Raw genomic sequence first — 12,844 nt, forward strand, 5'->3', positions numbered from 1 at the left:
GGCCGAGCGGTCACGACACACCGCCGCCCGTCCGCCGGGTGGTCACGACTCGTCGCGCGGCGTCACCGACGACGACGATCTGCGGCCGCTCGCCGGACGCGAGCGGTGTGTCGTGACCGGTGACGACGGCGGACCGGTGACGACGGCGGACCATGGACGGTCGCGTCGCCCCGGTGCAGGCATTGCACCCGCGCGTGCCTGGGCGCGAGCGGTCAGGCCGGTTCGCCGTCGAGACGGCCGCCCGACTCCGTCAGGTAGCAGTTCGCGCAGAGGGACTCGTACTCGACGTCGACCCCGTCGATCGCCACCTGCGACCCGTCGAACACGAAGCGGCCGTCGACCTTGCGGGCGTTGAACACGGCCTTGCGGCCGCAGCGGCAGATCGTCTTGAGCTCCTCGAGCGAGTGCGCGACCTCGAGCAGGCGCCGGCTGCCGGGGAAGGCCTCTGTGCGGAAGTCGGTGCGGATGCCGTACGCGATCACCGGGATCTCGTCGAGGACCGCGATGCGCAGCAGGTCGTCGACCTGGATCGGGGTGAGGAACTGCGCCTCGTCGACGAGCACGCAGCTGACCGGACGGACCATGCCGTCGAGCCGGTCGGACTCGGGGTCGGTGGCACCGGCGTCGGTGACCGCACCACGCACGTCGACATCGGCCGGCAGCACGATGTCGACCTCCCGCGTCACGCCGAGGCGGGAGACGATCTCGCGGTCCCCCTTCGTGTCGACGGACGGCTTCGCGAGGAGCACGCGGTGGCCGCGCTCCTCGTAGTTGTACGCGGCCTGCAGGAGCCCCGTGCTCTTGCCGCTGTTCATCGCCCCGTAGCGGAAGTACAGCTTCGCCACTAGGAGAGGAAGCCGTCCTCCGCCGCGCGACGGATCAGGTCGGACTTCTTCGACGCGGGACGGCCGACCTTGGCGTACTTCTCGCGGACGCGGCGCAGGTAGGTCTTCGCGGTCTCGTACTGCACGTTCATCTGCGACGCGACCTCGTTCGTGGAGTAGCCGGACACGTACAGCCGGAGCGCCTCTTCCTCGCCGTGGCTGAGCTTCGGGCGCTGGTGGGCCGTCGCGCCGGTCGGGAGGGGACGCCATTCACGCTGGGTCGGGGTCTCCCGCTCCACGCCCATCACGTCGCGGGCGACGTCCATCACCTCGCGCATCGGGAGCGACTTCGACAGGAAGGCAGCGGCACCGGCGGCGAGCGCCCGGTCGCGGGACTCCCGGGTGTCGACGCTCGACAGGACGATGACCTTCGCGCCCGCGGCGCGGCAGGTGCGGACGCGGGCCTCGATCGAGACGGGTTCCTTGAGCTGGAAGTCCAGGAACACCAGGTCCGTCGGGAAGCTGTCGCTGTGCACCATCTCCAGCCACGTGTGCGCGGTGAGGGCCAGGTCGAAGTCGAAGGCGTTCACGGCGATCCAGCTCGACAGGCTGTCGAGGAGGACTTCGTGGTCGTCGAGGATGGCCAGTCGTACCCGGCGGGATCCGGGGTTCGGCAGGGCTGGCATCCCTTCCGTCAGCCTGTTCGGGTCAGTGCTGGTCATACGAGAACCTTAGTGCGAGGGACGAGGGACGGACCGCGACGTCGAGGTCGGGGAAGGTGACGCGGAGGACGGCGAAGTAGGGGTCGAACGTGCGGTGGATGCCGACGTCCGAGTCGGCGACCGCGACGTCGAGGGCGATCTCGACGCGGTCGTCCGCGACGCGCTGCACGGAGGCGCGGAAGCCCGCGGGATCGACGGTGGAGGCGCGGAGCGCGGCCCGGACGAACGTGCGGACGACCGTGCGTTGGTCGGCGTCGAGCGTGCTGATGAGCCCGTCGGGATCGTCGATCGCCGCTCCCGCGCCGCCCTCGGCACGGACGGCCTGCTCGAACCACGTCCGGTCGGCGTCGGCGACCATCGCGCGGCGGATCCCGTCGGCGATCGACCTGGCACGGGCCCGGTCCGCGTCAGTGATCGTCTCGCGGGTGCGGAGTTCGGCGAAGAACGGTGCGACGTCCCGCGCGAGGATGATCGAGCGGTCCTGCTGCACGCTCGCGGCGATGCCGTCGCGCTCGGCCCGCGCCACCGAGTACGAGCCCGCGCGGATCTGGACACGCTCCGCGAGACCGCCGAACGTCCAGGCGAAGACCCCGGCGGCCGCGGTGAGGACCAGGGTCGGAGCAGCCGCGAGGAAGGCCGCGACGGCCACCGGCACGCCGTTCGGGAACTGCTCCGCCGCGACGCCCCAGGCGACACCGTCGACCACCGCGAGGACCACGCCGCCGACCACGAGGTCACGCCACGGGCGGTACGGGGCCACCATCACGATGCCCGTCGCCGTGAGCAGCGACATGAAGTCGTTCAGTGCGCTCTCGTCCGGCCCCCATTGCGCGGCGACGCTCGTGACCGCGGCCAGCGCGAGCAGCCCGACGTGGAGGACGAACGCCCAGCGCGGGAAGGGCGCGCGGAACGGGCTCGACGCCGTGATCACCACCGCTGCGGACGCCGCGAGGAGCAGGACGGTCAGGGCGCTGAGCGTCGGGCTGCCGACGACGTCACGGTCGAACACCGAGACGATGATCGCCCACACCACGCCGACCGCACCGAGCACCACGGCGAGCGGCCTCGATCCCATCGCCCCGAGCGGGTCGTACTGCTGCGCGGTCCTGCCCAGGACTGCGCGACGGATCATCCTCCGTGTCGTCGAGTCCGGCGCCGACCCGATCCGGCCGCCGCTCACGACGCGGACTCCAGGTGGTCGTCGCCGTCGGTGCGACCGATCGACCGGACGGACCCGGTCAGCGCGCCGTACGGCACCGTCATCATCACGCTCGTGCCGGTCCCGGGTGACGACCACACCTGCACGTCGCCGCCGACACGGCCGACGCGCTCCCGGACCGAGTTTCGCAGCCCCATCCGGTCGGCGCCGGTCTGCTGTTCGTCGAAGCCGCGGCCGTCGTCGACCACCATGACCGTGCACGCGACGCCGTCGTCGAACACGCTCACCTCGGCGGTGTCGGTGCCGGCGTGCTTCCGCACGTTCGCCAGGCACTGCCCGACCGCTCGGACGAGGGCCGTCACCGCGGCCGGCTCGAGTCGCGCGATGACCGAGGGATCCCCGGTGACGACGACCTCGAGTCCGTGGGCGCGGTGCTCCTCGACGACGCGTTCGAATGCCTCGACCGCCGCTCCCCCGTCGGCGCGCGGCTCCGGATCGAGCCACTCGCGGCCGGTGAGCATCGCCACGTCGGACTCGACGGTGCGTGCGAGGTGTTGGTCCATCGGGCCGTCCGGTGCCAGCGCGATCGCGCCGAGGTGGTTGAGGACGGTGTCGTGCAGGATCGCGGAGGCCTCTGCCTCGACGCCGGAGCGGTACGCCGACACGTGCTCCTCGCGCGCCGAGCGGAGGAGCTCCGGCTGGACGCGCTGCGACCGTGCCGTGCTGCGGCCGGCGACCAGCACGATCGCCACGACGAACACGAGCGTCACCCACGCCAGGACGAGCGGATGGCCGGCACCGCCGACCTGGACGATCGCGATGGTCGTGGCGATGCGGCCGACGACGAGGCCGGCGATGGACCAGAGGACGACCCTGCCAGGCACCGCGCCGGCACCGCCGACGAGCACGAGCGGGATCACGACGAGCGACAACAGGTACGAGGTCACCCACGGCACGGCGATCTCGCTCTGGACGACGTGCGTGAACCACCAGGCGCACGCCCCGCCGACGACCAGGAAGGCGATCGCCGACCGCCACGTGCCGAACTGCACGTGCACGCCGATCATGCCGAGCATCGGCACCAGCGCGAGCACGGCGCCGAGGACGCGGACATCGGGGTCGCTGGCACGGAACAGCAGCAGGGTGATCGCTGCCGCGACGAGGGAGCCGATGGCCGCCGCGTGGAACGCCCGCACCGTCGACCACGCGTTCACGCGCGGAGCGAGGTGCGTGGGGATGCCGAGCACGGTGCATCGTCCTTCCGGGAGCCAGGGAGCGCCGCCCACGATCCAACCACCGATGGTCCGGCCGTGTACCCCGGATCGGGCACCGGGCGACGACTGGGTCGATGATACCGGGCATGGCTGCACCCCTGCTGTCCCCCGAACGCGCACCGAGCGATCGTCAGAAGAGCGTCGGCACCCCGTTCGTGATGCCCTGCACCCGGGACCTGGTGGGTGCGAGCGCCTGCTGCCTGAGGCCACGTTCCCAGCCCGGATCGGCGCGCTTGAGCGGCGAGACCCCCGCCGCCCGGTCGCTCCCCGGGCCGTCCACCGAGAACCCCATCGAGCCCGTCGCCGGGTCCACCCGCCCGAGACCGACGCCGTGCGCCCGCATGATGGGGCGGATCCGCTCGCCGAGCCACCGTCGGTAGTCCTTCGGCGGGTAGGTGTTGTCGAGGTACATCGACCGGTACCTGCCGACGAGGTCCGGGTGCGTACGAGCGAGCCAGTCCATGTACCAGGGCTTGACGCCGGGCTTCAGGTGGAGCGCGGAGTACATGACACTGGTGGCACCGGCAGCCGCCGCGCGGCCGATCGCGTCGTCGAGGTGCGCCTTCGTGTCGGTGATGAACGGCAGGACGGGCATCAGGAACACCGAGCACGAGAGCCCGGCGTCCCGGACCGCCCGCACCGTGGCGAGCCGTGCCGTCGTCGTCGGGGTGCCTGGTTCGACGGACTGCTGCAGCTCGTCGTCGTAGACCGCGATGGACATGGCGAGGTCGACCGGGACCCGCTCCGACGCCGCGACGAGCGCCGGGATGTCCCGTCGCAGGAGCGTGCCCTTCGTCAGGATGCTGAAGGGCGTCCCCGAGTCAGCGAGGGCGTCGATGATGCCGGGCATGAGCCGGTACTTGCCCTCTGCCCGCTGGTACGGGTCGGTGTTGGTGCCGAGCGCGACGGGGTGGCGGTCCCAGGTGGGCTTCGCGAGCTCACGCCGCAGGACGTCGGCGACGTTGGTCTTCACGACGATCTGCTGGTCGAAGTCCGAGCCGCCGTCGAACTCCAGGTACGTGTGCGTCGGACGCGCGAAACAGTAGACGCACGCGTGCGAGCACCCGCGATAGGGGTTGATGGTCATCCCCCACGTGCCGCCGTCGATCGCGCCGACACGGTTCAGGGCGGACTTCGCGAGGACCTCGTGGAAGGTCACGCCGGCGAACTCGGGCGTGGTGACACTGCGCACGAACCCGCTGTTCGACTCGAGCCCGGGGAGCATGTCGCTGCCCGACGCGTCGATCGCCTGTCCGTCCCACCGCATCCAGCAATTCGAACACACGTTCGAACGGATGGCAAGGTCAGTGGTGCAGTCCGAGCACCTTCGCCGTGCGCTCGAGCGTCTCGTCGGCGAGCTGCGCGTCGTCGCCGAGGTCCTTGCCGTAGGTCGGGACCATCACGCGGACCGCGTCCTCCCAGCGGTCCCAGCGGTCCGGGAAGCACTTGCGGAGCAGTCCGAGCATGATCGGCACGGCGGTGGACGCACCCGGCGACGCACCGAGCAGCCCGGCGATCGAGCCGTCGGCTGCCGTGATGACCTCGGTCCCGAACTGCAGCACCCCACCTTTGTCCTTGTCGGGCTTGATGACCTGCACGCGCTGCCCGGCGATGATCTTGTGCCAGTTCTCCGGTTGCGCCGCCGGCATGAAGTCACGCAGGGCGTCGAACTTCGTCGACTTCGACGCCAGCAGCTGCCCGATCAAGTAGCGCACCAGGTCGAAGTTCGAGAACGCGACGCTGAGCATCGGGCGGAGGTTGTGCGGCCGGATCGACCGGACCAGGTCGAACAGCGACCCCTGCTTCAGGAACTTCGGGCTGAACCCGGCGTACGGGCCGAACATCAGCGATGCACTGCCGTCGACGATGCGGGTGTCGAGGTGCGGCACGGACATCGGGGGCGCGCCGACGCTCGCCTTGCCGTAGACCTTCGCCGAGTGCTTCTGGACGACCTCGGGGTCGTCGGTGCGCAGGAACTCCCCCGACACCGGGAAGCCGCCGTACCCGCGGATCTCCGGGATGCCGGACTTCTGCAGCAGGTGCAGCGCACCGCCGCCGGCGCCGACGAAGACGAACTTCGCGGCGATCGACTGCTTCGAACGACCGACCTCCTTCAAGACGTCGAGCGCCCAGCCGTCGAACACCTTGCCGCGGCTGATGTTCGTGACCTGGTGGTTCGCCTCGAACTCGACGCCGTCCACCTCGAGCTGGTCGAACAGCTGGCGGGTCAACGACCCGAAGTCGACGTCGGAACCTGCCGCGGAGTACGTCGCCGCGATCGGCTGGTCCTTCTTGCGACCGGGGATGAGCGCCGGTGCCCACTTCCGGATCTGCTCGGCGTCGTCGCTGAACTCGAGCCCGGCGAAGAGCGGGTGGTCCTTCATGGCCTCGTAGCGGGCCCGCATGTACTCGACGTTGTCGGCACCCCAGACGAAGGAGATGTGCGGCGTCGGGTTGATGAAGTTCTTCGGGTCCGGCAGGGCGCCGGTCTCGACGAGGAACGACCAGAACTGGCGCGAGACCTGGAACTGCTCGTTCACGACGACGGCCTTGGCGATGTCGACCCGGCCGTCCGGCAGCTCCGGCGTGTAGTTCAGCTCGCAGAGGGCGGAGTGACCGGTCCCGGCGTTGTTCCACGGGTTCGACGACTCCTGCGCGACGTTGCCGAGGCGCTCGTACACGCGGATCTTCCAGCTCGGCTCCAGCCGGTGGATCAGTGCGCCGAGCGTGGCGCTCATGATGCCACCCCCGATGAGGACGACGTCGATCGGTTCCACCTGCTTCACTGCCACCCGACGATCCTACCGGCGTGCGCTGACAAGGCGACCAAGGAAACGGACGGGAGGCTCGTGGCGGATCCGCCACGAGCCTCTCCCCACCGACACGGCCGGCGCGCCGCTGGCGCGTCGCACCGGAACCGGCGGCGTGGGCCCAGTCCGCAGTGTGGTCAGGCGGCGACCGCGCGACGCGCGACCACGACCTCCGCGATCTGCACCGCGTTCAGGGCTGCGCCCTTCCGCAGGTTGTCGTTGCTCACGAAGAGCGCGAGGCCGTGGCCGGCTGGCGCGGACTGGTCGACGCGGATGCGGCCGACGAACGTCGGGTCCTGCCCGGCGGCCTGCAGCGGCGTCGGGACGTCGGAGAGTTCCACACCCGGAGCGCTCGCGAGGATCTCCGTCGCGCGCTCCGGCGTGAGGGTCCGCTCGAACTCCGCGTTCACCGAGATCGAGTGCCCCGTGAACACGGGCACGCGCACGCAGGTCCCGGCGACGAGCAGGTCTGGCAGCTCGAGGATCTTGCGGCTCTCGTTGCGGAGCTTCTTCTCCTCGTCGGTCTCCCCCATGCCGTCGTCGACGATGCTGCCGGCAAGCGGGACCACGTCGAAGGCGATCGGGCGGACGTACTTCACCGGGTCGGGGAAGGTGACGGCGCCGCCGTCGTGGGTGAGACGAGCGGTGTCCTGCTCGAGCGCGGCCTTTGCCTGCCCGAGGAGTTCGTCGACGCCGGCGAGCCCGCTGCCCGACACCGCCTGGTAGGTCGTCGCCACGAGACGACGGAGCCCCGCCTCGGCGTCGAGGACCTTGAGCACCGGCATGATCGCCATGGTGGTGCAGTTCGGGTTCGCGACGATGCCCTTCTGCGCCGTCTCGATCGCGTGCGGGTTGACCTCGCTCACGACGAGCGGCACCTCGGGGTCCATCCGCCAGGCGCTCGAGTTGTCGATCACGAGCGCGCCCGCTGCGGCGAACTTCGGCGCGAGGGCGCGGGACGCCGTGGCACCCGCCGAGAAGAGCGCGATGTCGATGCCCGACGGGTCGGCGGTCTCGGAGTCCTCGACGACGACGTCCTGCCCGCGGAACGACAGCGTCGTGCCGGCGGAGCGGGCGCTCGCGAAGAAGCGGACCGAGGTGGCGGGGAAGTCGCGTTCCTCGAGCAGGCGGCGCATCACGGCGCCGACCTGGCCGGTGGCGCCGACGACGGCGACGGTGAGCTCCTGGGACATGGCTGCTCCTCTCAGCGGCCGGTGCCGGCGTACACGACGGCTTCGTTGTCGGCATCGAGACCGAACGCCTGGTGGACGACGCGCATGGCGTCGTTCAGGGTGTCGGCGCGGGTGACGACCGAGATGCGGATCTCGGACGTGGAGATCATCTCGATGTTGATCGACGCCTGGTGCAGCGCGCGGAAGAGCTCGGCGGAGACGCCCGCGTTCGTGCGCATCCCGGCGCCGACCAGGGCGAGTTTGCCGATCTGGTCGTCGTATTGGATCCCCTCGAAGCCGATCTCCGACTTCGCGACACCGAGTGCGGTCAGGACGCTCTGGCCCTGGTCCTTCGGGAGGGTGAACGAGATGTCGGTACGCCCGTTGGAGGCCGACACGTTCTGCACGATCATGTCGATGTTCGCACCGGCGCGGGCCACGATCGTGAAGATCTCGGCCGCCTTGCCCGGCTGGTCGGGCACGCCGACCACGGTGATCTTGCCCTCGGAGAGGTCTCCGGCGATGCCGGTGATGATCGGTTCTTCCACGGTTTCCCCCTCTGCAGGGTTGTAGACGATGGTTCCCTCGACGTTGCTGAACGACGAGCGGACATGGAGGGTGACGCCGTGCCGACGGGCGTACTCGACGGCACGGATGTACAGGACCTTGGCACCGGAGGCTGCGAGTTCGAGCATCTCCTCGCTGGTGATGCGGTCGATCTTGCGGGCCTTCGGCACGACACGGGGATCGGCGGAGAAGATGCCGTCGACGTCGGTGTAGATCTCGCAGATGTCCGCGTCGAGGGCGGCTGCGAGGGCGACGGCCGTCGTGTCCGAGCCGCCGCGTCCGAGGGTGGTGATCTCACCCGTGGTGCGGTTGAAGCCCTGGAAACCCGCGACGATGGCGACGTGGCCGGCGTCGAGCGCCTCACGCACGCGCTTCGGGGTGACGTCGACGATGCGGGCCCTGCCGTGCTGGGCGTCGGTGAGCATGCCGGCCTGGCTGCCCGTGTACGACGAGGCCTCGACGCCGAGGCTCTTGATCGCCATCGCCAGGAGCGCCATCGAGATGCGCTCCCCCGCGGTGAGGAGCATGTCGAGCTCACGGCCGGCCGGGATCGGGGTGACCTGGTGCGCGAGGTCCACCAGTTCGTCGGTGGTGTCACCCATGGCGGAGACGGCCACGACGACGTCGTTCCCCGCCTTCTTCGTCTCGACGATCCGCTTGGCCACGCGCTTGATGCTCTCGGCGTTCGCGACGGACGATCCACCGAACTTCTGCACGATCAAGGCCACGGGTCGGTACTCCTGGGGACGACGGTTCCGCGACGATGCGCGGCTTCCACAATGGTAGGGGGTGTTTCGGGGATGTTGCGTGTGAGCGGGTGTCCACGCAACGATCGTGCGTGACGATGCCCGCGCGGCACAGCGGTGACGCGGGTCAGCCCCCGACGAGCCGGCGCCCCTCGAAGGCACGCCCGAGGGTGACCTCGTCGGCGTACTCGAGGTCGCCGCCGACGGGGAGGCCGGACGCGAGCCTGGTCGTGCGGATGCCCATCGGCACGAGCAGGCGGCTGAGGTAGGTGGCGGTCGCTTCGCCCTCGAGGTTCGGGTCGGTCGCGATGATCACCTCTTCCACGGTACCGTCCGCGAGCCGGGTCATGAGCTGCTGGATCCTGAGGTCGTCGGGGCCGACGCCGTCGATCGGGCTGATCGCGCCGCCGAGGACGTGGTACAGCCCGCGGAACTCGCGGGTGCGTTCGATCGCGGCGACGTCCTTCGCTTCTTCCACGACGCAGATCACGGCGGGCTGGCGTCGCGGATCGCGGCAGATGCTGCAGCGCTCCGACTCGGTCACGTTGCCGCAGATCTCGCAGAAGCGGACCCGCTCCTTGACGTCGGCGAGGAGCTCGGACAGCCGTGATGGGTCGAACGACTCGCTCTGGAGGATGTGGAAGGCGATCCGCTGCGCCGACTTCGGTCCGATGCCGGGCAGACGACCGAACTCGTCGATGAGGTCCTGCACGATGCCGTCGTACATCAGATGCCCTCGCTCAGGGAGGTCTCCTCGATGAACTGCGCGCCGAGGATCTCACGCACGACCGCCTCGCCGTACCGACCGGGGACGGGCGGGCGACGGACCTGCGGAGCCGCCTGCTGGGCGGGCGCGGCGGGTGCCGGTGCCGCGGGTGCCTGGGCCGGTGCGGGTGCGGGTGCCTGGGCCGGTGCCTGCGCCTGCGTGGGTGCCGGCGCGGTCCGGGTCTGGGCGCTCCGCGCCGGTGCTCCGCCGGGCCCCGGGTCGGGGAACGGCGCGCCGTCGTCGAACGGTTCGTCGTCCAGCGGGTAGTCGTCGACGGGGACGTCTGGCGCCGCCGGTGCCGGTGCCGCCGCCGGTGCCGGCTGCGCGACGGGCCCACGGCCGCCGGCCTTCAGGGCGTCGAGGGCAGCCTGGGTCTCGGCGACCGGTCCCGACGTGGGCGTCGACGCGGGAGCGACCGTGTCGTCCGGACCGATCGAGCCCATCGGTGCGGCCCAGGTCGGTTCGACGTCGTCCGGGACGGCACCGACGGTGGGGTCCGTCGCCGGGATGGTCGCGACGGCCCACTCGGTGACCGGGCCCGACGGCGCCGGTGTCTCGGGGGTCGGTGTCTCGGGGGTCGGCGCTGCGGCGGTCTCCGCGACGGGTGCCGCAGCCGGTGCAGGACTCGGGGCGGGGGCCGGGGTGTCGGCGTTCGTCGGCTGCACGGGCGGCTGCGGTGCCGGGGACGGCGCCGCCGACACGGGAGCCGGCGCCGCCGACGCGGTGGCCGGGGCCGACGGCGCAGGAGCGGACGGGGGCTCGGACGCTGCGGGCGTGTCCTGGCGCGGGGCCGGACGCTGTGGGGCTCCTCCGGGGCCACCGGCACCTCCGGGACCACGCGCGACGAACTTCACGCGGAACCCGAGCACGTCGATGATCGCGGCTCGGACGAGTTCACTGACGCTGGTCGCCGGGTCGGACATCTCCTTGAACGAGGCGACGTCCTGCTGACTCGGGAACGTCAGCGTGAGGACGTCGTCACGCAGGGCGGTGACCTGCGCCGGCTGGACGACGGTCCACGCCGACCGCTTCGCGCGCTGGACGTGCTCGAGCACCTGCGACCAGGCGTCCCGCATCTGCTGCAGCCCGACCGCGGCGATCGGCTGGATCGCGGGCTCGGTGCCGATGACGGAGCCCATGCCCGTCGACGACGCCGATGCGTGTCCGTCCGGTTGCGGAGCGCTCGGTGCGGGTGCAGGCGCGGCCTCGGGTGTCCCCGGTGCGACGGCCGCCCAGGACGCAGCCGCGTCCTGCGCGGCGTTGGTCGGTGGGGTGGCCTCGACCGGCGCGGGTTCGGCAGGGCGCGGTGCAGCAGCCGGCGTGGTCGAGGGCTCGGGACGGCGCTGCTCCGGAGCGGTCTTCGCCGCCGGAGCTGCCTGGCCGGACGGAGCTGCCTGGCCGGTCGGAGCGGCCTGGGCCGGGCGGGGAGCTGCCGCGGCTGCCCCCGACGGCACGGCTTCCGGGCCACCCTGGTGTCCACCGGCGTCGCCGACACCGACCCGGCGTTCGAGCCGCTCGACCCGTGCGAGCGCACCACGCTGCGTGTCGTCGGCTTCGGGGACGAGCATCCGCGCGATCATCAACTCGAGGTGCAGGCGGGGCGAGGTCGCCCCGGTCATCTCGGTGAGGGCGCGGTTCGCGATGTCGGCACCACGGGACAGCCCGTTCGCGCCGAACACGCCCGCCTGACGGGTCATCGTGTCGAGTTCTTCCGGCGAGACGCCGCGGAGCACCGCCCCGGCGCTCTCGTTGGTGGCGGCGACGACGATGAGGTCGCGGAGCCGCTCGAGGAGGTCCTCGACGAAGCGTCGGGGGTCCTGCCCGGTCTGGATCACCCGGTCGATCGCCGCGAAGGCGGAACCAGGGTCGGCGACCGAGAGCGCGTCGACCACGTCGTCGAGCAGCGCGCTGTCGGTGTACCCGAGCAGGGCGACCGCACGTTCGTACGCGATCGCGCCGTCTTCGCTGCCGGCGATGAGCTGGTCGAGCAGCGAGAGCGTGTCGCGGACGGAGCCGCCGCCGGCCCGGACGACCAGCGGCAGCACACCGGGTGCCACCGACACGGACTCCTGCGTGCAGAGCTGCTCGACGTACTCGAGCATCGCCGCCGGTGGGACCAGGCGGAACGGGTAGTGGTGCGTGCGGGACCTGATCGTCCCGATCACCTTCTCCGGTTCGGTCGTCGCGAAGATGAACTTGACGTGCTCCGGCGGTTCCTCGACGAGCTTCAGCAGCGCGTTGAAGCCCTGCGGCGTGACCATGTGCGCTTCGTCGAGGATGAAGATCTTGTAGCGGTCGCGAGCCGGCGCGAACACGGCCCGGTCGCGGAGGTCACGGGCGTCGTCGACACCGTTGTGGCTGGCGGCGTCGATCTCGATGACGTCGAGCGATCCGCTGCCGCCGCGCGCCAGCTCGACGCAGCTCGGGCAGACGCCGCACGGGGTGTCGGTCGGGCCTTCCGCACAGTTGAGGCAGCGCGCCAGGATGCGGGCCGACGTCGTCTTGCCGCAGCCGCGCGGGCCGCTGAACAGGTACGCGTGGTTGACCCGGTTGGTCCGGAGCGCGGTGCGCAGCGGGTCGGTGACCTGCGACTGCCCGATGAGCTCGGCGAAGTTCTCAGGCCGGTAACGGCGATACAGGGCGGTGACCACGCGACAAGGGTAGCCGGGACGACCGACAGCCGGGGCCGGTGTGGAGAGCCGCCGCGCGGGGTGGACCCGACCACGTCGTGACGCCGGGTGCGTGCGTGGACGGCACCGCGCCTCCCGGCCGTCAGGACGACGACCGGGAGGCGCGCTGCGGGA

General features: G+C 71.1%; 11 protein-coding genes. All 11 read right to left on the reverse strand.

The window, feature by feature from the left end:
* Positions 1–10: 10 nt before the first annotated feature.
* The gene (locus tag AAEP80_RS15395; protein ID WP_420365036.1) at positions 11–154 is read right to left on the reverse strand and encodes a hypothetical protein; all 144 of its coding nucleotides are present in this window, start codon (positions 152–154) and stop codon (positions 11–13) included.
* Positions 155–212: 58 nt separating this feature from the next.
* A complete protein-coding gene (locus tag AAEP80_RS15400) occupies positions 213–845 on the reverse strand; it encodes a thymidine kinase (protein WP_413601513.1) in 633 nt (210 codons plus the stop codon).
* The gene (locus tag AAEP80_RS15405) at positions 845–1,546 is read right to left on the reverse strand and encodes a DNA-binding response regulator (protein WP_281265086.1); all 702 of its coding nucleotides are present in this window, start codon (positions 1,544–1,546) and stop codon (positions 845–847) included. The genes AAEP80_RS15400 and AAEP80_RS15405 overlap by 1 nt, the downstream gene beginning before the upstream one ends.
* Positions 1,533–2,678, reverse strand: a complete 1,146-nt coding sequence (locus tag AAEP80_RS15410; protein ID WP_420365037.1) for a hypothetical protein — start codon at positions 2,676–2,678, stop codon at positions 1,533–1,535. Before AAEP80_RS15410 ends, AAEP80_RS15405 begins: the two co-directional genes overlap by 14 nt.
* 44 nt (positions 2,679–2,722) lie before the next feature.
* On the reverse strand, positions 2,723–3,952 hold the full coding sequence (locus AAEP80_RS15415) for a sensor histidine kinase (RefSeq protein WP_420365038.1): 1,230 nt from the start codon (positions 3,950–3,952) through the stop codon (positions 2,723–2,725).
* A 157-nt stretch (positions 3,953–4,109) separates the two neighbouring features.
* On the reverse strand, positions 4,110–5,246 hold the full coding sequence (locus AAEP80_RS15420; protein WP_420365039.1) for an Rv2578c family radical SAM protein: 1,137 nt from the start codon (positions 5,244–5,246) through the stop codon (positions 4,110–4,112).
* Between the two features lie 37 nt (positions 5,247–5,283).
* Positions 5,284–6,771 (reverse strand): malate:quinone oxidoreductase, encoded by a 1,488-nt coding sequence (locus AAEP80_RS15425; protein ID WP_420365040.1) that lies wholly within the window; start codon positions 6,769–6,771, stop codon positions 5,284–5,286.
* 155 nt (positions 6,772–6,926) lie between these two features.
* Positions 6,927–7,982 (reverse strand): aspartate-semialdehyde dehydrogenase, encoded by a 1,056-nt coding sequence (locus AAEP80_RS15430; RefSeq protein ID WP_420365041.1) that lies wholly within the window; start codon positions 7,980–7,982, stop codon positions 6,927–6,929.
* 11 nt (positions 7,983–7,993) lie between these two features.
* Entirely contained in the window at positions 7,994–9,256 is a 1,263-nt protein-coding gene (locus AAEP80_RS15435; protein WP_420365042.1) for an aspartate kinase, read from the reverse strand.
* A 145-nt stretch (positions 9,257–9,401) separates the two neighbouring features.
* Positions 9,402–10,001, reverse strand: coding sequence for a recombination mediator RecR (recR, locus tag AAEP80_RS15440; protein ID WP_144763514.1), 600 nt, complete (start codon positions 9,999–10,001; stop codon positions 9,402–9,404).
* On the reverse strand, positions 10,001–12,691 hold the full coding sequence (locus tag AAEP80_RS15445; RefSeq protein WP_420365043.1) for a DNA polymerase III subunit gamma and tau: 2,691 nt from the start codon (positions 12,689–12,691) through the stop codon (positions 10,001–10,003). Before AAEP80_RS15445 ends, recR begins: the two co-directional genes overlap by 1 nt.
* Between the last annotated feature and the right edge of the window lie 153 nt (positions 12,692–12,844).

Source organism: Curtobacterium sp. L3-7, assembly GCF_048756585.1.
Taxonomy (GTDB): Bacteria; Actinomycetota; Actinomycetes; order Actinomycetales; family Microbacteriaceae; genus Curtobacterium.